General features: G+C 70.4%; 19 protein-coding genes and 1 tRNA gene. 19 read left to right on the top strand and 1 reads right to left on the bottom strand.

Annotation, left to right across the window (positions count from 1 at the left end):
- Window positions 1-30: 30 nt before the first annotated feature.
- From AB4078_RS03195 to AB4078_RS03105, 19 genes are all read left to right on the top strand, one after another.
- Window positions 31-990, top strand: a complete 960-nt coding sequence (locus AB4078_RS03195) for a methionyl-tRNA formyltransferase (RefSeq protein ID WP_441975922.1) — start codon at window positions 31-33, stop codon at window positions 988-990.
- Entirely contained in the window at window positions 987-2,480 is a 1,494-nt protein-coding gene (locus AB4078_RS03190; RefSeq protein WP_441975921.1) for an RsmB/NOP family class I SAM-dependent RNA methyltransferase, read from the top strand. Before AB4078_RS03195 ends, AB4078_RS03190 begins: the two co-directional genes overlap by 4 nt.
- A 60-nt stretch (window positions 2,481-2,540) precedes the next feature.
- Complete coding sequence (gene rpe, locus AB4078_RS03185; protein WP_441975920.1) at window positions 2,541-3,236, top strand: ribulose-phosphate 3-epimerase; 696 nt, start codon at window positions 2,541-2,543, stop codon at window positions 3,234-3,236.
- Window positions 3,233-3,496, top strand: coding sequence for a phosphoribosyl-ATP diphosphatase (locus AB4078_RS03180; RefSeq protein ID WP_440731769.1), 264 nt, complete (start codon window positions 3,233-3,235; stop codon window positions 3,494-3,496). Before rpe ends, AB4078_RS03180 begins: the two co-directional genes overlap by 4 nt.
- Before the next feature lie 55 nt (window positions 3,497-3,551).
- Window positions 3,552-4,394, top strand: a complete 843-nt coding sequence (gene hisG / locus AB4078_RS03175) for an ATP phosphoribosyltransferase (RefSeq protein WP_440731768.1) — start codon at window positions 3,552-3,554, stop codon at window positions 4,392-4,394.
- Entirely contained in the window at window positions 4,394-5,155 is a 762-nt protein-coding gene (hisF, locus tag AB4078_RS03170) for an imidazole glycerol phosphate synthase subunit HisF (RefSeq protein WP_441975919.1), read from the top strand. The genes hisG and hisF overlap by 1 nt, the downstream gene beginning before the upstream one ends.
- Window positions 5,152-5,550, top strand: a complete 399-nt coding sequence (hisI, locus tag AB4078_RS03165; RefSeq protein WP_441975918.1) for a phosphoribosyl-AMP cyclohydrolase — start codon at window positions 5,152-5,154, stop codon at window positions 5,548-5,550. Before hisF ends, hisI begins: the two co-directional genes overlap by 4 nt.
- The gene (locus AB4078_RS03160) at window positions 5,550-6,128 is read left to right on the top strand and encodes a Trp biosynthesis-associated membrane protein (RefSeq protein WP_441975964.1); all 579 of its coding nucleotides are present in this window, start codon (window positions 5,550-5,552) and stop codon (window positions 6,126-6,128) included. Before hisI ends, AB4078_RS03160 begins: the two co-directional genes overlap by 1 nt.
- A 94-nt stretch (window positions 6,129-6,222) precedes the next feature.
- Entirely contained in the window at window positions 6,223-6,453 is a 231-nt protein-coding gene (locus tag AB4078_RS03155; RefSeq protein WP_441975917.1) for a DUF6704 family protein, read from the top strand.
- Window positions 6,454-6,455: 2 nt separating this feature from the next.
- Window positions 6,456-7,232, top strand: coding sequence for an indole-3-glycerol phosphate synthase TrpC (gene trpC / locus AB4078_RS03150; RefSeq protein WP_441975963.1), 777 nt, complete (start codon window positions 6,456-6,458; stop codon window positions 7,230-7,232).
- Window positions 7,229-8,452: a tryptophan synthase subunit beta gene (gene trpB / locus AB4078_RS03145; RefSeq protein ID WP_441975916.1), complete on the top strand. Its 1,224-nt coding sequence runs from the start codon at window positions 7,229-7,231 to the stop codon at window positions 8,450-8,452. Before trpC ends, trpB begins: the two co-directional genes overlap by 4 nt.
- Window positions 8,449-9,237, top strand: a complete 789-nt coding sequence (gene trpA, locus AB4078_RS03140) for a tryptophan synthase subunit alpha (RefSeq protein ID WP_441975915.1) — start codon at window positions 8,449-8,451, stop codon at window positions 9,235-9,237. The genes trpB and trpA overlap by 4 nt, the downstream gene beginning before the upstream one ends.
- Before the next feature lie 29 nt (window positions 9,238-9,266).
- The gene (gene lgt / locus AB4078_RS03135; RefSeq protein ID WP_441975914.1) at window positions 9,267-10,268 is read left to right on the top strand and encodes a prolipoprotein diacylglyceryl transferase; all 1,002 of its coding nucleotides are present in this window, start codon (window positions 9,267-9,269) and stop codon (window positions 10,266-10,268) included.
- A gap of 169 nt (window positions 10,269-10,437) precedes the next feature.
- Window positions 10,438-14,955 (top strand): glutamate synthase large subunit, encoded by a 4,518-nt coding sequence (gene gltB, locus AB4078_RS03130; protein ID WP_441975913.1) that lies wholly within the window; start codon window positions 10,438-10,440, stop codon window positions 14,953-14,955.
- On the top strand, window positions 14,948-16,411 hold the full coding sequence (locus tag AB4078_RS03125) for a glutamate synthase subunit beta (RefSeq protein ID WP_441975912.1): 1,464 nt from the start codon (window positions 14,948-14,950) through the stop codon (window positions 16,409-16,411). The genes gltB and AB4078_RS03125 overlap by 8 nt, the downstream gene beginning before the upstream one ends.
- Window positions 16,412-16,468: 57 nt before the next feature.
- The gene (gene pyk, locus AB4078_RS03120; protein ID WP_440731758.1) at window positions 16,469-17,914 is read left to right on the top strand and encodes a pyruvate kinase; all 1,446 of its coding nucleotides are present in this window, start codon (window positions 16,469-16,471) and stop codon (window positions 17,912-17,914) included.
- A 72-nt stretch (window positions 17,915-17,986) separates the two neighbouring features.
- Window positions 17,987-18,072 (top strand) — tRNA-Leu (locus AB4078_RS03115).
- A gap of 42 nt (window positions 18,073-18,114) precedes the next feature.
- Window positions 18,115-18,732: an ANTAR domain-containing response regulator gene (locus AB4078_RS03110; protein ID WP_441975911.1), complete on the top strand. Its 618-nt coding sequence runs from the start codon at window positions 18,115-18,117 to the stop codon at window positions 18,730-18,732.
- Between the two features lie 4 nt (window positions 18,733-18,736).
- Entirely contained in the window at window positions 18,737-19,288 is a 552-nt protein-coding gene (locus AB4078_RS03105) for a GNAT family N-acetyltransferase (RefSeq protein WP_441975910.1), read from the top strand.
- A gap of 4 nt (window positions 19,289-19,292) precedes the next feature.
- Here the strand turns inward: AB4078_RS03105 and AB4078_RS03100 are convergent, their stop codons facing one another.
- Complete coding sequence (locus AB4078_RS03100) at window positions 19,293-19,691, bottom strand: hotdog fold thioesterase (RefSeq protein WP_441975962.1); 399 nt, start codon at window positions 19,689-19,691, stop codon at window positions 19,293-19,295.
- Window positions 19,692-19,767 lie beyond the last annotated feature (76 nt).

The following is a 19,767-nucleotide window of genomic DNA, read 5'->3' as shown; positions in this document are numbered from 1 at the left end:
AACAACCCGCAGCACCTTCGAAGGACCCTCATGCGTCTCGTCTTCGCCGGCACTCCGGCGGCCGCCGTACCCACCCTCCGTCGCCTCGCCGGCGAGCACGAGATCGTCGCGGTCGTGACCCGCCCCGACGCGCCGCTCGGGCGCAAGCGGATACTCACCCCTTCGCCGGTCGCGCAGGAGGCCGATGCGCTCGGGATCCCGGTGATCAAGGCCGCGCGCCTGGACGAGGAGGCGACGGGTCGGATCACGGCGCTGCGCCCCGAACTCGGTGTCATCGTCGCCTACGGCGGCCTCGTGCGCGAACCCCTGCTGAGCGCCCCCGAGCACGGCTGGATCAACCTGCACTTCTCCCTGCTGCCGGCCTGGCGCGGGGCCGCCCCGGTGCAGCGGGCGCTCATCGCGGGGGACGCGGAGCTGGGCGCCACGGTGTTCCAGCTCGTCCCTGCGCTCGACGCGGGGGACGTGCACGCGATGCGGGTGTACCCCGTAGCCGGCGACGCCACCGCGGACGACGCGCTCGCCTCCCTCGCCATCGACGGTGCCGGGCTCACCGCGGAAGCCGTCGGCGCCATCGCCGGTGGCACCGCTCGCCCCGTGCCGCAGCAGGGCGAACCCACGCACGCGGCGAAGCTCGGCCTCGAGGACGGCCTGCTGGACTGGACCGAGCCCGCCGACATGGTGTTCGCCCGTTACCGCGGCGTCACCAGCGAGCCGGGTGCGCACACGGCCATCGACGGGGCGCCGCTGAAGGTGCGCGAGCTCGCGCGGACGCATGATGCGGATCCGCTGGCGCCGGGCGTATTGCACGGGATCAAGGGCGGCGTGCTCGTGGGCACCGGCAGCGCGCCACTGCTGCTCGTGCGCGTGCAACCGGCGGGGAAGGCCGCGATGGCCGCCGCGGACTGGTTCCGCGGCCTGCGGACCAGCGACGGCGAGACCGTGCGGTTCGACGCCGCCGCGCCCTCGAGCGAGCAGAGCGACGCACGATGAGCGGACAGGGACGGCAGCACGGCGACGGCCGCCGGGGCCCGAAGCGGCGCGCGGACGGTCAGGGCGCACCGCGCCGGCAGAACACCGGCGGAGCGACGCAGCACTCGGCGTCGCGGAACGCGCGTCCCCGCGACGTGCAGCCTGCGCGTCGCGTCGCGTACGACGTGATCCGCGCTGTCAGCACCTCCGATGCCTACGCCAATCTGCTGCTGCCGGGGGCGATCCGCGATGCGGGACTGAACGCTGCGGACGCGGCCTTCGCGACCGAGCTGACATACGGGACGCTGCGCCGTCTGGGCACATACGACGCCATCATCGCCGCCGCGGCCGGACGCGAAGTCGCCGGCATTGATGCTCCGGTGCTCGACGCCCTCCGCCTCGGTGCGCACCAGATCCTCGCCACCCGGGTCGCGACGCACGCGGCCGTCAACGAGTCGGTGAATCTGGTGGCCCTGGAGAGTGGGCGCGGCGCGTCGGGGTTCGCGAACGCGGTGCTGCGCAAGGTCGCCGCGCGCACGCAGGAGGAATGGTTCGACGCCGTCACGGCCGCGGCGCGCTCCGACGACGAGCGCCTGGGGCTCCGCTACGCGCATCCGGTCTGGATCATCCGTGCCCTGCGCCGTGCTCTCGCGGCCGAGGGGCGGGAGGACGAGCTCGAGGAGCTTCTCGCGGCGGACAACGTGGCTCCCGAGGTCACGCTCGTCGCGCTGCCCGGACTTGCGGAACCGCGCGAGCCCCGGCGGCCGTACGCACCGACGGCGTTCGGATCCGAAGGCGGAGACCCCGGAGCGACCGTCGCCGCGAACAAGGGCAGGGTGCGCGTGCAGGACGAGGGGTCGCAGCTCGTCGCCCTCGCGCTCGTCGGCGTCCGGCCTGTGGCGGCGGGGGAGCGCTGGCTGGATCTCTGCGCCGGCCCCGGCGGCAAGACCGCCCTGCTCGCCGCGGAGGCGCTGCGCAGCGGGGCGACACTCGACGCGAACGAGGTGGCGCCCGCCAGGGCGGGACTGGTGCGCAAGGCAGTCGCCGCGGTGCCGCTGCACGTCGAGGTCGCCGAGGAGGACGGCCGCGTGCTCGCCGCCGAGCGCCCTGCAGCCTATGACCGGATCCTGCTCGATGCGCCGTGCACGGGACTCGGAGCGCTGCGGCGCCGCCCGGAGGCGCGCTGGCGCAAGACCGCCGCCGACGTCCCCGAACTCGCCGCGTTGCAGGAGGAGCTGCTCTCGGCTGCCCTCGGCGCGCTGAAGCCCGGCGGGATCCTCGCCTACGTCACGTGCTCCCCGCACCTGGCCGAGACCGCAGCGGTCGTGCAGACTGTGCTCCGCGACCGGGACGACGTGCACGAGCTCGATGCCCGTGAGGCACTCGGTGCCGTGTCGCAGCAGCCGATCGATCTGCCGGAGCCGTCGAACGGATCCGGTCACGCGCAGCTCTGGCCGCACCGGCACGGCACCGACGCGATGTTCCTGTCGCTGCTCGTCAAGGACGCCTGAACCGCGATCGGACGGCGGCATCGGTACGATCGCGGCGGCGGGCACCGGGATAATGGGCGCATGCCCGCATCCCGCGCCGAACTGCCCGCAGCCCCCCGGATCAATCCCTCGATCCTCGCCGCCGACTTCGTGAACATGCAGGCGGATCTCGCCCGCATCGCGACGGCCGACTTCGCGCACGTGGATGTGATGGACAACCACTTCGTGCCCAACCTCACCTTCGGGCCGCAGATGGTCGAGCGCATCCAGGCGACGAGCCCGATCCCGCTCGACGTGCACCTGATGATCACGGATCCGGACCGCTGGGCGCCGGGCTATGCGGAACTGGGTGCGGCGAGCGTCACCTTCCACCTCGAGGCGGCGTCCGACCCCGTCGCCCTCGCACGCGCCCTGCGCAGCATCGGCGCCAGGGCGGGCGTCGCGATCAAGCCGGGCACGGCGGCGGAACCGCTCTACGACATCCTCGGCGAGTTCGACCAGATTCTCGTGATGACCGTGGAGCCCGGCTTCGGCGGGCAGGGCTTCATGCCCGAGACGATGCCCAAGCTGCGAGCCCTGGCCGACGAGGCGAAGCGGCGCGGCTCCGACGTCTGGCTGCAGGTGGACGGCGGGATCTCGGATGCGACGATCGCGCAGGCCGCTGCCGCAGGCGCCGATACGTTCGTCGCCGGATCCGCCGTCTACGGCTCCCGCGACATCGAAGCCGCCGTCACGCGGCTCCGGGGTCTCGCACGAGCCGGTAGCCTGGGAGGGTGAAGACCTTCGACGAACTGTTCGCCGAGCTGAGCCGCAAAGCGGCCGAGCGCCCGGAGGGATCCGGGACGGTGCGCGAGCTCGACGCGGGCGTGCACACGATCGGCAAGAAGATCGTGGAAGAGGCGGCCGAAGTGTGGATGGCCGCAGAGTACGAGAGCGACGAGGCTGCGGCCGAGGAGATCTCCCAGCTGCTGTACCACCTGCAGGTGCTGATGCTGGCCAAGGGAATGACCCTGGAGAACGTCTACCGACATCTGTGAGGCGCCCCGACGGGGCTCCTTTCGCACACAGATCGCTTCGAACGAAAGACCTCCCATGCTGCGCATTGCCGTCCCGAACAAGGGATCGCTGTCCGAGACCGCCGCCGAGATGCTCGCCGAAGCCGGATACGCCGGCCGCCGCGACACCAAGACCCTGCACGTGATCGACGCCGACAACGACGTCGAATTCTTCTTCCTCCGTCCTCGCGACATCGCCACCTACGTCGCCTCGGGCGCGCTGGACGTCGGCATCACGGGACGCGACCTGCTGCGCGATGTGCGCCGCCCGGACGCCCGTGAGATCGAGCAGCTCGGCTTCGCCCGCTCGACGTTCCGCTTCGCCGCCCCGCCCGGACGGTTCAAGACCCTGGAGGACCTCAACGGCGTGCGCGTCGCCTCCGCCTACCCGGGGCTCGTCGACGACTACCTGCGCGAGCACGGCGTCACCGCGGAGCTCGTGCCGCTCGACGGCGCCGTCGAATCGGCCGTGCGCCTGGGCGTCGCCGACGCCATCGCCGATGTCGTGGAGACCGGCACCACGCTGCGCCAGGCGGGTCTGGAGATCTTCGGCCCGGTGATCATCGAGTCCGAAGCGGTGCTGATCAGCCGCCCCGGCGACGCCGAGGGCACCGAGAAGCTGCTGCGCCGCCTCCGCGGCGTCATGGTCGCCCACCGGTTCGTGCTGCTGGACTACGACCTGCCGGCCGATCTCGTCGAGCAGGCGGCCGCGATCGCGCCAGGGCGCGAGTCCCCGACGGTGTCGCCGCTGCGGGACCCGGCCTGGGTCGCCGTGCGGGTGATGATCCCGCGCCGTGGCATGAACCAGGTGATGGACCAGCTCTACGCGCTCGGCGCACGGGCCATCCTCGTCACCGCGATCCACGCCGCGAGGCTCTGATGTCGCTCACCGCGCGCGTCATCCCGTGTCTCGATGTGGCCGCCGGCCGCGTCGTCAAGGGCGTGAACTTCGAGAACCTGCGCGATATGGGCGATCCGGTCGAGCTCGCCCGGCACTATGCCGCGCAGGGCGCCGACGAGATCACCTTCCTCGACGTGACCGCGACCGTCGATGAGCGCGCCACCACCTACGACGTGGTGCGCCGCACCGCCGAAGAGGTCTTCGTGCCGCTCACCGTCGGTGGCGGCGTCCGCTCGGTCGACGACGTGGCCCGCCTGCAGGGCGTCGGCGCCGACAAGGTCGGGGTGAACTCCGCGGCGATCGCCCGTCCGGCTCTGATCGGCGAGATCGCCGACCGCTTCGGCGCCCAGGTGCTGGTGCTCTCGCTCGACATCAAGCGCAGTCCGCGCACGGCCTCCGGATTCGCCGTGACCACGCACGGCGGGCGCACCGAGACCTCCCTGGACGCCCTCGACTGGGCCCGCGAGGCCATCGAACGCGGCGCGGGGGAGCTGCTGGTCAACTCCATCGACGCCGACGGCACCAAGGACGGGTTCGACCTGGAGCTGGTGGGCCTCATGCGCGAGGTCTCCAGCGTGCCCGTCATCGCCTCGGGCGGCGCCGGGAAGGCCGAGGACTTCGCTCCGGCCATCGCCGCGGGCGCGGACGCGGTGCTCGCCGCGAGCGTGTTCCACTCCGGACAGCTGACCGTCGGCGATGTGAAGGCGGCGCTGAACGCCGCGGGGGTGACGGTGCGATGAACACGGATCTCGATGCCAGGCTCGCCGACGTGAGCTACAACGACCAGGGCCTCGTCCCCGTGATCGTGCAGCAGTGGGACACTCTCGAGGTGCTCATGATGGCCTGGGCCGACGAGGAGGCGCTGCGCCGCACGCTCACGACGGGTCGAGCCACGTACTGGTCCCGCTCCCGCCAGCAGTACTGGCGCAAGGGCGACACCTCCGGCCACGTGCAGCACGTGCGCGGCGCCCGGCTGGACTGTGACGGCGACACCGTGCTGCTGCTCGTCGACCAGATCGGCGTGGCCTGCCACACCGGCACACGCACCTGCTTCGACGGGCGCGATCTGGATCCGGTCGTCGCCGCGGCGCAGGACCGGGTTGTGGCAGACGACGCCGGGAAGGCCACGGCGTGATGCTCGCCCGCCGAGCGAAGTCGACGAGCCTGCTGCTGATCCTGCTCGCGGGCGGGATCGGGGTCCTGTCCTCGACGCAGACCTGGCTGACCGTCACCCGCGCCGACGGGGGAGAGTCGCTCGACGTCGCCGGCAACGCGGCGCTGCCCGTGCTCGCCCCGCTGAGCCTCACGGCGCTCGCGCTGTGTGCAGCCATCGCTCTCGTCGGGCCCGTGCTGCGACGCGTGTTCGCCGCGATCGCGGTCGCTGTCGGGGCCCTCCTGCTCGTGCTGACCACGCGCATCCTGTTCCAGCATCCGCTGGATGCCGTGAGCCCCGCCCTCACCAAGGCCACGGGGCTCGCAGGGGACACGGCGCTGAAGGCCATCGTCGACGGCATCGCCGTGACCGCTTGGCCCTGGGCTGCGCTCGTCGGCTGGATCCTGCTGCTCCTCGGCGGCGGGCTGGCCCTGGTCACCGCGGGGCAGTGGCGCAGCGGCGGGCGTCGCTATCGCACCGCCCCGGCGCCGAACGACGGACCGGTGGACGCGGTGGAGAGCTGGGACGAGCTCAGCCGCGGCACCGACCCCACCCGCTAGACCGCCTCGACGACGCCCCGCGCTGTCCGCGGTCCTCGTCGAGAAGCACGATCCCGATAGACTTGACCACACCACCCGACGCTCGGAGGAGAACATGAGCAACCCCATCGCAGATCCCGGCCACGGACACTCGCCTGCGGCTTGGACCGCCGTGGTGATCATGCTGCTCGGCTTCAGCGTGGGCACCGCCGCCTTCTTCCTCGACGTCCCGGTCGTGGTCTGGGTGGGCGTCGTGCTGATCGTCATCGGCGCGATCGTGGGCTGGGTCCTCTCCAAGGCCGGATACGGCGCGAAGGGCCCGAAGTACCAGCCGAAGGCGCACTAATGGTGCTCGCCGACCTCACGGCCGGCGCAGTCGAGGACGCCGCCCGTCGCGAGCGGGAGCGTCCGCTGGCGATCGTGGAGCGTGCCGCACTCGATCGCGCCCCTGCCCTCGACGCGCGCGCCGCGCTGGCGCCTGTCGACCGGGTGAAGATCATCGCCGAGGTGAAGCGGGCGAGTCCCTCGCGCGGCGCCCTCGCCGAGATCCCGGATCCGGCGCTGCAGGCATCCCTGTACCAGCAGGGCGGGGCGTCTGCGATCAGCGTGCTCACGGAGGAGCGTCGGTTCGGGGGCAGCCTCGCCGATCTCGAGGCCGTGACCGCCGCCGTGCAGGTCCCCGTGCTGCGCAAGGACTTCATCGCCACCCCGTACCAGGTGTTCGAGGCGCGCGCCGCGGGTGCGTCCCTCGCGCTGCTCATCGTGGCGGGCCTGGACCGCGCGAATCTGGAGCGGCTGTACGCCCTCATCCTCGAGCTGGGCATGACGCCCCTCGTCGAGACGCACTCCGCCGACGAGCTCGAGGTCGCGATCGATCTGGGTGCGCACCTCATCGGCGTGAACGCCCGCGATCTGAAGACCCTCGAGCTGGACCGCGACCTGTTCGGCCGGCTGGTCGAGCGGATCCCTTCGACGTCCGTGAAGATCGCCGAGTCCGCCGTGCTCACGCCCGCCGACGTCGCGCACTACCGCGCGGCCGGCGCCGACGCGGTGCTCATCGGCGAGGCACTCGTCACCGGCGACCCCGTCGCCACCCTGCGTTCTTTCCTGGAGGCCGGATCATGAGTCTGCGCGATCAGCCGGGGCCGTTCTTCGGTGACTTCGGCGGGCGCTTCATGCCCGAATCGCTCATCGCGGCGATCGACGAGCTCACCGTGGCGTACCACGAGGCGATCGCCGACCCGGCATTCCAGTCCGAGCTCGCGACACTGCTGCACTCCTACGCCGGGCGTCCCTCGCCGATCACCGAGGTGCCGCGGTTCGCCGAGCACGCCGGCGGCGCGCGGATCTTCCTCAAGCGCGAGGACCTCAACCACACCGGATCCCACAAGATCAACAACGTGCTCGGTCAGGCGCTGCTGACCAAGCGCCTGGGCAAGACCCGGGTGATCGCGGAGACGGGCGCCGGCCAGCACGGTGTCGCCACGGCGACCGCCGCCGCGCTGTTCGGTCTCGAGTGCACGATCTACATGGGCGAGGTCGACACCGAGCGTCAGGCGCTCAACGTCGCCCGGATGCGCCTGCTCGGCGCGGAGGTCGTGCCCGTCACCACGGGATCGCGCACGCTCAAGGATGCGATCAACGACGCGTACCGCGACTGGGTCGCGACCGTCGAGACCACCAACTACATCTTCGGCACGGCGGCGGGCCCGCACCCGTTCCCGGCGATGGTGCGCGACTTCCAGAAGATCATCAGCGAGGAGGCTCGTCAGCAGCTGCTCGACGAGGCCGGGCGCCTGCCGGATGCGGTGCTCGCCTGCGTCGGCGGCGGCTCCAACGCGATCGGCATGTTCGACGCGTTCCTCGATGACGAGACCGTGCGGCTGTACGGCGTGGAGGCGGCCGGCGACGGCGTCGACACGCCCAAGCACGCCGCCTCGATCGAACGCGGTCGCCCCGGGGTGCTGCACGGTGCACGCACGTACGTCCTGCAGGACGAGGACGGGCAGACCATCGAGTCGCACTCGATCTCTGCGGGCCTCGACTACCCCGGCGTGGGGCCGGAGCACTCGTGGCTCGCCGCGATCGGCCGCGCCGAGTACATCCCCGCGACCGACGACGAGGCCATGCAGGCGCTGCGCCTGCTGAGCCGCACCGAGGGCATCATCCCCGCGATCGAGTCCGCGCACGCCCTCGCCGGCGCCATGCGGATCGGCAAGGAGCTCGGCCGCGACGCGATCCTCGCGGTCTGCCTCTCCGGACGCGGCGACAAGGACATGGACACCGCGGCCCGTTACTTCGGGCTGTACGACGAGGGCGCTGCAGAGAACGGAGTCGGCGCATGAGCCGCGTCGAAGAGGCCATCCAGCGCGCACATGACGCCGGTCGGGGCGCCTTCATCGGCTACCTCCCGGTCGGCTACCCCGACCTGCAGACCAGCATCGACGCCGCGATCGCCCTGGCGCGCAACGGCGTGGACATCATCGAGCTCGGACCGCCCTACAGCGATCCCGTGATGGACGGCGCGATCATCCAGGAGGCGACGCAGGCGGCACTCGCGAACGGCTTCCGGATGCGCGATCTCTTCACGGCGGTCGCGGCCATCACGGCTGCCGTGGACGCCCCCGTGGTCGTCATGACCTACTGGAACCCCGTGCTGCAGTACGGCGTCGACCGCTATGCCGACGACCTGCTCGCCGCAGGCGGTGCAGGTCTGATCACGCCCGACATCACTCCCGAGGCGGCACCCGAGTGGATCGCCGCGAGCGAGCGCACGGGGCTCGACCGCGTCTTCCTGGCCGCGCCCACCTCCACCGACGCCCGCCTCGACCTGGTCGCTGCAAGCTCCACGGGCTTCGTGTACACCGTCTCGACCATGGGCATCACGGGGGAGCGGGCCGAGCTGGACAAGGCCGCCCGCACGCTCGTCGGACGCCTCAGGGAACATGGCGCCGGTCGTGCGTGCGTGGGCATCGGCATCTCCACCGCGGAGCAGATCGCGGGCGTGCTGGAGTACGCCGACGGCGCGATCGTCGGCACCGCCCTCGTGCGGGCTCTTCGGGACGGGGGCGTGGATCGGCTCGCGGAGGTCACCCGCGAACTCGCCACGGGCACCGCGCTCGCACGGTGACGGCGCTCTGACGACGTAGACTCGTGACCATGCCCTTCGCGCTCCAGAACGCTCTCATCGGCGTGCATGCCAGCATCCCGAGCCCGCCGATCAGCTACTTCCAGGTCGGGCCGCTGCAGATCCACTTCTACGCGCTGTGCATCATCGCCGGCATCATCGTGGCCACGCTGCTGACCAACCACCGGCTGACGAAGCGCGGCGCGGAGCGCTGGGTCGTCGTGGACATCTGCATCATCGCGGTCCCGCTCGCCATCATCGGCGCGCGCATCTTCCACGTCGCCACCCACCCCGGCTTCTACTTCGGGCCGGACAAGAACACCTGGAACCCGTTCGAGCCCGGCTCGGTCTGGGCCATCTGGGAAGGCGGCATCGCCATCTTCGGCGCGCTCATCGGCGGCGCCATCGGCGCCTGGCTGGGCTGCAAGTGGACCGGCGTGCGCTTCTCGGCCTTCGCGGACGCGCTGGCCCCCGGCCTCATCCTCGCGCAGGCGTTCGGCCGCTTCGGCAACTGGTTCAACCACGAGTTGTTCGGCCTGCCCACCGACCTCCCCTGGGGCCTGGAGATCGAGTCGACGAACTCTGCCTTCCCGGCAGGACTCGCCGCCGGGACCCTGTTCCACCCCACGTTCCTGTACGAGGTCATCTGGAACACTCTGGGCTGCCTGTTCCTGCTCTGGCTCGGCCACAAGCTGCGCCTGCAGTGGGGCAAGCTCTTCGCCGTCTACCTGATCTGGTACGGCGCAGGACGCATGGTCTGGGAGTCGATCCGCATCGATCCGAGCGAGATCTACTTCGGGCTGCGCACGAACGTCTGGGCCGCGCTGTTCGGCGTCGTGCTGGGCATCGTCGTCCTGTTCGTGCAGACTCGCCGTCACCCCGGCTTCGAGCCTTCGCCGTACCAGCCGAGTCGGGAGCCGAGCGCCGCTGGGGTAGAATCGCAAAACCCCGATGATTTCGTCGACCTGAGCGAGCCTCAGACCGACGAGAATCGCGCGGAGGCGGACGCCACGAGCGCCGTCTCCCGCCCCTGAGAACGGCGCCGACAGGAGCCTCGCTGCGGTGGACGTACGTCCACCGGGAATATCGCACTGAACGAGCGGGCCGATGATGTCCCCGGGTTCATCAGAAATCTGAGGACGGTGACTGGTGTACTTCCAGCCTCCCCACGGCGCTTCCGGCGCTTACCCCCCGAAGCAGGGGATGTACAACCCCGCGTTCGAGAAGGACGCCTGCGGCCTGGCCATGGTCGCGACGCTCCGCGGGGAGCCGGGCCACGACATCATCGCGCTCGCCCTCGAGGCGCTGCGCAACCTGGAGCACCGCGGCGCGATCGGCTCCGACGCGGGCACCGGCGACGGCGCCGGGATCCTGACGCAGATGCCGGACGCGTTCCTGCGTGCGGTCACCTCGTTCGAGCTTCCTCCGGTGGGCGAGTACGCCGCCGGGCTCGCCTTCCTCCCGCTCGACTCGCGGTCGCGTCGCGAGCAGAAGGCCGGGATCGAGAAGATCGCGCGCGCCGAGGGCCTCACCGTGCTCGGCTGGCGCGAGGTGCCCACCGCGAACCAGCACCTCGGCAAGCTCGCCGACGAGGCCCGCCCCGCCTTCGAGCAGCTGTTCGTCTCGCGCCCCGCCTCGAGCGGAGCCGAGGCGCTTTCCGGCATCGCGCTGGACCGGGTCGCCTACAGGCTGCGCAAGCGCGCCGGCCATGAGCTCGGGGCCTACTTCGTCTCGTTGTCCGCCCGCACGCTGGGCTACAAGGGCATGGTCACGACTCTGCAGCTGGAGCCGTTCTACCCCGACCTGCAGGACGAGCGCTTCGCCTCCGAGCTCGCGGTGGTGCACTCGCGCTACTCGACCAACACCTTCCCGTCCTGGCCGCTCGCGCAGCCGCTGCGCATGCTCGCGCACAACGGCGAGATCAACACCGTCGGCGGCAACCGCAACTGGATGCGCGCCCGCCAGTCGCAGCTCGAGTCCGAGCTGCTCGGCGACATCCGCCCGCTGCTGCCGATCTGCACCGACGGTGCGAGCGACTCCGCCTCGTTCGACGAGGTGCTCGAGCTGCTCACCCTCACCGGGCGCAGCCTGCCGCACTCCGTGATGATGATGGTGCCGGCTGCCTGGGAGCGTCAGACGGACCTGGATCCGGACCTGCGCGCGTTCTACGAGTACCACGCCAACCAGATGGAGCCGTGGGACGGTCCCGCCGCCCTCATCTTCACCGACGGCACCGTCGTGGGCGCCACGCTCGACCGCAACGGACTGCGCCCCGGCCGTTGGACCGAGACGACGGACGGCCTCGTCGTGATCGGCAGCGAGACCGGTGTCCTGGAGTTCGAACCCGAGCGCATCAAGCGCCGCGGCCGCCTGCAGCCCGGCACGATGTTCGTCGTCGACACCGCCCAGCGCCGCATCGTCGAGGACGAAGAGGTCAAGCGAGACCTCGCCGCCCTGCACCCGTGGCAGGAGTGGCTCGATGAGGGACGCGTGCGCCTCGCCGATCTGCCGGAGCGGGAGCACATCGTGCACCCGGTCGCATCGATCACCCGTCGTCAGCGCACCTTCGGCTACACCGAGGAAGAGGTGCGGATCCTGCTCACCCCGATGGGGCAGACCGGCGCCGAGCCGCTCGGCGCCATGGGCAGCGATGCGCCGATCGCGGTGCTCTCGGAGCGTCCGCGGCTGCTCTTCGACTACTTCGTGCAGCAGTTCGCGCAGGTCACCAACCCGCCGCTGGACGCGATCCGCGAAGAGGTCGTCACGAGCCTCTCGCTCGGTCTCGGGCCGGAGCGCAACCTGCTGGACTGGGGACCCGACCACGCACGCACGATCGTGCTCGACTTCCCCGTCATCGACAACGACGAGCTCGCCAAGCTCCGTCACATCGATCGCGCCCGCCCGGAGCGCTCCAGCGCGACGATCAAGGGGCTCTACCACTTCGATCTGGGTCCGCACGCGCTCGCCCAGCGCCTCGAGGAGATGTGCGCCGAGGTCGACGCCGCGATCGAGGACGGCGCGGAGCTGATCATCCTCAGCGACCGGGACTCCAACAAGGACCTCGTCCCGATCCCGTCGCTGCTCATGCTGTCCGCGGTGCACCACCACCTCATCCGCCGTGAGGACCGGATGAAGGTCGGGCTGATCGTCGAGGCCGGTGACGTGCGCGAAGTGCACCACGTCGCGACCCTGATCGGTTACGGCGCCTCCGCGGTGAACCCCTACCTCGCGATGGAGACGGTGGAGCACCTCGTGCGCACCGGCTACATCACCGGCATCACGCCGGAGAAGGCCGTCCGCAACCTGATCTACGCGCTCGGCAAGGGCGTGCTCAAGATCATGTCCAAGATGGGCATCTCCACGGTCGGCTCGTACGCCGGCGCGCAGGTGTTCGAGGCGGTCGGCCTCAGCCAGGAGCTCGTCGACGCGTACTTCACCGGCACCGAGACCAAGCTCGGCGGCATCGGCATCGAGGACGTCTTCGCCGAGAACCAGGCGCGCCACGACTTCGCCTACCCCGAGGACGCCGCGGCGCGTGCGCACGAGCGCCTCTGGACGGGCGGCGAGTACCAGTGGCGCCGTGACGGCTCGCCGCACCTGTTCAACCCGGACACCGTGTTCCGTCTGCAGCACTCGACGCGCACCCGGCGGTACGACATCTTCCGCGAGTACACGCGGCTCGTGGACGACCAGGCCAAGGAGCTGAAGACCCTGCGCGGCCTGTTCGAGCTGCGCACGGGGGAGCGCCCGCCGGTGCCGATCGACGAGGTCGAACCCGTGTCCTCCATCGTCAAGCGGTTCTCCACCGGTGCGATGAGCTACGGATCCATCTCGCAGGAGGCGCACGAGACGCTCGCGATCGCGATGAACCGTCTCGGCGCGAAGTCGAACACCGGCGAGGGCGGTGAGGATCCGGATCGCCTGGTCGACCCGGAGCGCCGCAGCGCGATCAAGCAGGTCGCGTCCGGCCGTTTCGGCGTGACCAGCCAGTACCTCACCGCGGCCGACGACATCCAGATCAAGCTCGCGCAGGGTGCCAAGCCCGGTGAGGGCGGTCAGCTGCCGCCGCAGAAGGTGTATCCGTGGATCGCGCGCACCCGGCACGCGACGCCCGGGGTCGGGCTCATCTCGCCCCCGCCGCACCACGACATCTACTCGATCGAGGATCTCAAGCAGCTCATCTTCGACCTGAAGCGCGCCAACCCGAACGCCCGGATCCACACCAAGCTGGTCAGCCAGTCCGGCATCGGCGCGGTCGCTGCCGGTGTCGCCAAGGCGCTCAGCGACGTCGTGCTGGTCTCCGGCCACGACGGTGGCACGGGCGCGAGCCCGCTGAACTCGCTCAAGCACGCGGGCACCCCGTGGGAGCTCGGCCTCGCCGAGACGCAGCAGACGCTCATGCTCAACGGCATGCGCGACCGCGTCGTGGTGCAGGTCGACGGCCAGCTGAAGACGGGCCGCGACGTGATCATCGGCGCCCTGCTGGGTGCGGAGGAGTTCGGCTTCGCCACGGCGCCGCTCGTGGTGAGCGGCTGCATCATGATGCGCGTGTGCCACCTGGACACCTGCCCGGTCGGCGTCGCCACCCAGAACCCGGTGCTGCGCGAGCGGTTCACGGGCAAGCCCGAGTTCGTCGTGAACTTCATGGAGTTCATCGCGGAGGAGGTGCGCGAGCACCTCGCCGCGCTCGGCTTCCGCAGCCTGGAAGAGATCGTGGGCCGGGCGGATCTGCTGCGCACGGACGCGGCCATCAAGCACTGGAAGGCGGACGGTCTCGACCTCGCCCCGGTGCTCGAAGGTCCTGTGTTCCCCGCCGGGGAGCCCCGTCGCAGTGCTCGCGCGCAGGACCACGAGCTGGAGAAGCACTTCGATGCTCCTCTGCTCGAGGCCGCCCGCGAGGCGATCGCTCAGGGCACGCCGGTCTCCTTCGATCTGCCGATCCGCAACACCGAGCGCGCCGTCGGCACGATGCTCGGCCACGAAGTCACCGTGCAGCACGGGGGAGAGGGGCTGCCCGCGGGCACGATCCGGATCTCCCTGCACGGCACTGCGGGGCAGTCGCTCGGCGCGTTCCTGCCGCGGGGCATCTCGATCTGTCTGGAGGGCGACGCGAACGACTACGTCGGAAAGGGTCTCTCCGGTGGCGAGATCGCGGTCCGTCCGCATCCCGATGCGACGTTCGTGCCGCAGCACAACGTGATCGCCGGCAACGTGATCGGCTATGGCGCGACCAGCGGCACTATCCACATCTCCGGCGTGGTCGGGGAGCGGTTCCTGGTTCGCAACTCCGGGGCGACGGCCGTCGCCGAGGGCGTGGGCGACCACGCGCTCGAGTACATGACCGGCGGCGTCGCCGTGATCCTCGGCAGCACGGGACGCAACCTCGGCGCCGGCATGTCCGGCGGCATCGCTTACGTGCGCGATCTGCACACCGAGCGCGTGAACCCGCTTTCGCTGAGTGCGGGGGAGCTGGAGCTCCTGGCTCTCGACGAGGTGGACACGCAGGAGCTGCGCGAGCTGCTGATGCAGCATGTGGAGCGCACCGGATCCCCGCTCGCGGCGGAGATCCTGGCGGACGACGACTTCGCCGCCTCTTTCACGAAGATCCTGCCGCGGGACTACGCCGCCGTGCTGCGCACCCGCGCAGAGGCAGAGGCCGAGGGGATCGACCCCGACGGCTCCATCGTCTGGACCCGCATCCTGGAGGTGACCGGTGGCTGACCCCAAGGGCTTTCTGACCGTCACGGAGCGCGAGCTCCCTGCCCGCCGGCCCGTTCCAGTCCGCATCATGGACTGGAAGGAGGTGTACGAGCCGGGCGATTCAGCCGTGCTCCGCCGCCAGGCGAGCCGCTGCATGGACTGCGGTGTGCCGTTCTGCCACCAGGGCTGCCCGCTCGGCAACCTCATCCCGGAGTGGAACGATCTCACGTGGCGCGGCGAAGGCCGCGCGGCGATCGACCGCCTGCACGCGACGAACAACTTCCCGGAGTTCACCGGACGGCTGTGCCCGGCGCCGTGCGAGAGCGCCTGCGTGCTGGGCATCAACCAGCCCGCCGTCACGATCAAGCAGATCGAGGTCTCGATCATCGACGAGGCCTTCGCCTCGGGCTGGGTCGAGGCGCAGCCGCCGGAACGGCTCACGGGCAAGACCGTCGCCGTGGTCGGATCCGGCCCCGCCGGTCTCGCCGCCGCTCAGCAGCTCACGCGTGCAGGGCACACCGTCGCGGTGTTCGAGCGCGACGACCGCATCGGCGGGCTGCTGCGCTACGGCATCCCGGACTTCAAGATGGAGAAGTCGCACCTCGACGCGCGCCTGCGCCAGATGTCCGAGGAGGGCACGCGGTTCCGCGCCGGCGTGAACATCGGCACCGACATCAGCTGGGCCGATCTGCGCGCCCGGTACGACGCCGTGGTGATCGCGACCGGGGCGACCCTGCCGCGCGAGCTCGCGATCCCCGGACGGGACCTGGACGGCGTGCACTTCGCCATGGAGTACCTGGTCGAGTCGAACAAGGCCGTCGCCGGGGATCCCGTGTCGAACCAGATCACCGCCGAGGGCAAGCACGTGATCGTGATCGGCGGCGGCGACACCGGTGCCGACTGCATCGGCACCGCGCACCGTCAGGGCGCGCTCAGCGTGACGAACCTCGCGATCGGACGGCAGCCGTCGTCGGGACGCCCGGAGCACCAGCCCTGGCCGATGATGCCGACCGTGTTCGAGGTCTCCTCGGCGCACGAGGAGGGCGGGGAGCGGCAGTACCTGGCCTCCACCGTGGAGTTCCTCGGCAACGAGGCGGGCGAGGTGCGCGCATTGCGCGTCGCCGAGACCGAGTTCGTGGACGGCCGTCGCGTTCCCAAGAGCGGCAGCGAGCGGGAGATCCCCGCGGATCTGGTGCTCATCGCGATGGGCTTCACCGGCCCCGGGTACGAGGCGTACGGCGAGGACGGTCCGCAGCGCACCGAGCGCGGCGCGTTCCGGCGTGACGAGGACTACGCATCCACCATCCCGGGCGTGTTCGTCGCCGGCGACGCCGGACGAGGCCAGTCCCTCATCGTGTGGGCGATCGCCGAGGGACGCGCCGCAGCGGCCGCTGTGGACAGGCACCTCATGGGACAGACCGTGCTGCCCGCTCCGGTCCGCCCGTCTGATGTCGCGATCGGGGTCCAGCCCGCGTAGGCTGGCCCCGGCCTCGTGGCCCTTATTCCATCCCCCTGACACTTATCGGAGAACGCATTGAGACGTGCCAAAATCGTGGCCACACTCGGCCCCGCAACCTCGACGTATGAAACGGTGCGGGCCCTCATCGATGCGGGGGTCGATGTCGCCCGGCTGAACCTCAGCCACGGGGACTACTCCGTGCACGAGAACAACTACGCGAACGTCCGCCGCGCGGCGGAGGACTCCGGTCGCGCCGTCGCCGTCCTCGTCGACCTGCAGGGCCCGAAGATCCGCCTCGGCAAGTTCGAGGCCGGCCCCTACGAGCTCGCGGTCGGCGACATCTTCAAGATCACGACCGAGGACATCCTGGGCAACAAGGACATCTGCGGAACGACCTTCAAGGGCCTTCCGCAGGACGTCAAGCCCGGCGACTTCCTCCTCATCGACGACGGCAAGGTCCGTGTCGAGGTCATCGAGACCGACGGCACCGTCGTCACCACGCGTGTCGTGGTCGCCGGCGCCGTGTCCAACAACAAGGGCATCAACCTGCCCGGCGTCGCGGTCAGCGTCCCCGCGCTGAGCGAGAAGGACGAGGACGACCTGCGCTGGGGTCTGCGCATCGGCGCCGATCTCATCGCGCTGTCGTTCGTCCGTGACGCGTCCGACGTCACCCGCGTGCACGAGATCATGGCCGAAGAGGGCGTGAAGGTCCCGGTCATCGCGAAGATCGAGAAGCCGCAGGCCGTCGACAACCTCGAGAGCATCGTCGACGCGTTCGACGGCATCATGGTCGCCCGCGGCGACCTGGGCGTCGAGCTGCCGCTGGAGGCGGTCCCGATCGTGCAGAAGCAGGCGGTCGAGCTCGCCCGCCGCATGGCGAAGCCCGTCATCGTCGCGACCCAGATGCTCGAGTCGATGATCTCCAGTCCGGTGCCGACCCGCGCCGAGACCTCCGATGTCGCGAACGCCGTCCTCGACGGCGCCGACGCCGTCATGCTCTCGGGCGAGACCAGCGTGGGCGACTATCCCGTCATCGTCGTGGAGACGATGGCTCGGATCATCGAGTCCACCGAGGACCACGGCCTGGAGCGGATCGCCCCGCTGACCACCAAGCCGCGCACCCAGGGCGGCGCGATCACGCTCGCGGCTCTCGAGGTCGCCGAATTCGTCGAGGCCAAGTTCCTCTGCGTGTTCACGCAGTCGGGCGATTCGGCGCGGCGCCTGTCGCGACTCCGTTCGCGCATCCCCATGCTCGCGTACACGCCGGATCCGGCGATCCGCCGCCGTATGGCCGTCACCTGGGGCGTCAGCACGAGCCTGGTGAACTTCGTGCCGCACACCGACATGATGTTCCACCAGGTCGACGAGCATCTGCTCGGGTCGGGCCTCGCCGAAGTGGGCGACAAGGTCGTGGTCATCTCCGGCTCCCCTCCCGGGATCGTCGGATCGACGAACGACCTGCGCATCCACCGTGTCGGCGACACCGTTCACGGCGCCGCTCCGGCCTATCAGGCCAAGTAGGACGCGCACACGAGGGCCGGCCCCATGGGGCCGGCCCTCGTGGCATCCGCAGGTGCGCTACAGTCGATCCGGGCCGGCGTGGCGGAATGGCAGACGCGGAGCACTCAAAATGCTCTATCCGGAAGGGTGTGTGGGTTCGAGTCCCACCGCCGGCACCATGGTTCACAAGATCCGAAACTGCTGTCCAGTAGGATGGATCCGTGACTGAAGAGCAGCAGCCTGAGCAGCCCGCCTCGTCCGCTCCGCGACGCGTTGTCGTCGCCGAGGACGAGTCGCTGATCCGCCTCGACATCGTCGAGATCCTCCGCGACAACGGCTTCGATGTCGTCGGCGAAGCCGGAGACGGAGAGACCGCGGTGCAGTTGGCCACGGAGCTGCGTCCCGACCTCGTCATCATGGACGTGAAGATGCCCCAGCTCGACGGCATCAGCGCCGCGGAGAAGCTGCACAAGAGCAACATCGCGCCGGTCGTGCTGCTCACCGCGTTCAGTCAGAAGGAGCTCGTCGAGCGCGCGAGCGAGGCTGGTGCCCTGGCCTACGTCGTCAAGCCGTTCACGCCGAACGACCTTCTCCCGGCCATCGAGATCGCCCTGGCCCGCCACGAGCAGATCATCACGCTCGAGGCCGAGGTCGCGGACATGGTCGAGCGCTTCGAGACCCGCAAGCTCGTCGACCGGGCCAAGGGCCTGCTGAACGAGAAGATGGGACTCAGCGAGCCCGAGGCGTTCCGCTGGATCCAGAAGGCGTCGATGGATCGCCGTCTCACCATGCAGGACGTGGCGAAGGCGATCATCGAGCAGCTCGCCCCCAAGAAGTAAGGGCGTGGATCTCGGCGACGGGATCCTGCTCCGCCCGCTTCTTCCCGGAGACGGCGCCGAGCTCGCCGCGGCGTACACCCGTAACCGCGCTCACCTCGCGCCGTGGGAGCCGCTCCGCACAGCGGAGTTCTTCACCACCGCGCGCCAGGACGAGTTCGTCCGAGAGTCTCTGCGCGGTGTGCACGAAGGGCGTACTGCCGCCTACGTGCTGGAGGACGCCGACGACCGCATCGTGGGACGGGTGAACCTCAGCGACATCGTGCGCGGGGCGTTCTGGAGTGCGCACCTCGGCTACTGGATCGACAAGGACCTGACGGGCCGCGGGGTCATGCGCGCCGCGGTCTCCGCCGTCTGCGCGCTCGCACGTGACGACCTCGGACTGCACCGGGTCCAGGCGGCGACGCTCGTGAACAACGAGGCGTCGCAGCGCGTGCTGCGGGCCATCGGCTTCACCGAGATCGGTCACGCCGCGCGCTACCTGCGCATCGCGGGGGAGTGGCAGGACCACCTGCTGTTCCAGCGGATCCTGGAGGATGCTCCGGACAGCGGGTCCTGAGCGGTCAGGCGCCGGGAAGGTCCTTGATCATGTTCGTGATCCGGATCGTGGAGCAGCGCCGGCCCTGATCGTCGCTCACGGCGATCTCGTGCACGGTGATGCTGCGGCCCAGGTGCACCGGGGTGCACACGCCCGTGACGACGCCGCTGGTGGCCGAGCGCGTGTGCGTCGCGTTGATGTCGACGCCCACCGCGAGTCGCCCGGGGCCGGCATGCAGGTTCGCCGCCATCGAGCCCAGAGACTCGCCGAGCACGACATAGGCGCCGCCGTGCATGAGCCCGACCGGCTGCGTGTTTCCTTCGACCGGCATCGTGGCCACGCAGCGGTTCACCGAGAACTCGACCCAGCTCAGACCCATCTTCTCCGCCAGGGCGCCCATGCCGCGTTCGACCGCCCAGTCCATCCCGGAGCCGGTCGGTGCAGCGGTCGTGTCCACAGGGTCGCTCACGCGGATCCTCCTCGATTCGATGTCCGCAGGG

Source organism: Microbacterium sp. 2MCAF23 (assembly GCF_052115565.1).
Taxonomy (GTDB): domain Bacteria; phylum Actinomycetota; class Actinomycetes; order Actinomycetales; family Microbacteriaceae; genus Microbacterium.
Note: the sequence above shows the minus strand (reverse complement) of the source record. Positions and strands in the feature narration are given on the sequence as shown.

Bases quoted from the DNA above. Each gene is read 5' to 3' on its own strand.
- AB4078_RS03195 (WP_441975922.1), top strand. From the start codon at position 31: ATGCGTCTCGTCTTCGCCGGCACTCCGGCGGCCGCCGTACCCACCCTC.
- AB4078_RS03100 (WP_441975962.1), bottom strand. From the start codon at position 19,691: ATGGACTGGGCGGTCGAACGCGGCATGGGCGCCCTGGCGGAGAAGATG.
- trpA (WP_441975915.1), top strand. From the start codon at position 8,449: ATGAGCCGCGTCGAAGAGGCCATCCAGCGCGCACATGACGCCGGTCGG.
- AB4078_RS03155 (WP_441975917.1), top strand. From the start codon at position 6,223: ATGAGCAACCCCATCGCAGATCCCGGCCACGGACACTCGCCTGCGGCT.
- lgt (WP_441975914.1), top strand. From the start codon at position 9,267: ATGCCCTTCGCGCTCCAGAACGCTCTCATCGGCGTGCATGCCAGCATC.
- AB4078_RS03190 (WP_441975921.1), top strand. From the start codon at position 987: ATGAGCGGACAGGGACGGCAGCACGGCGACGGCCGCCGGGGCCCGAAG.
- rpe (WP_441975920.1), top strand. From the start codon at position 2,541: ATGCCCGCATCCCGCGCCGAACTGCCCGCAGCCCCCCGGATCAATCCC.
- hisI (WP_441975918.1), top strand. From the start codon at position 5,152: ATGAACACGGATCTCGATGCCAGGCTCGCCGACGTGAGCTACAACGAC.
- gltB (WP_441975913.1), top strand. From the start codon at position 10,438: ATGTACAACCCCGCGTTCGAGAAGGACGCCTGCGGCCTGGCCATGGTC.
- AB4078_RS03160 (WP_441975964.1), top strand. From the start codon at position 5,550: ATGCTCGCCCGCCGAGCGAAGTCGACGAGCCTGCTGCTGATCCTGCTC.
- hisF (WP_441975919.1), top strand. From the start codon at position 4,394: ATGTCGCTCACCGCGCGCGTCATCCCGTGTCTCGATGTGGCCGCCGGC.
- hisG (WP_440731768.1), top strand. From the start codon at position 3,552: ATGCTGCGCATTGCCGTCCCGAACAAGGGATCGCTGTCCGAGACCGCC.
- trpB (WP_441975916.1), top strand. From the start codon at position 7,229: ATGAGTCTGCGCGATCAGCCGGGGCCGTTCTTCGGTGACTTCGGCGGG.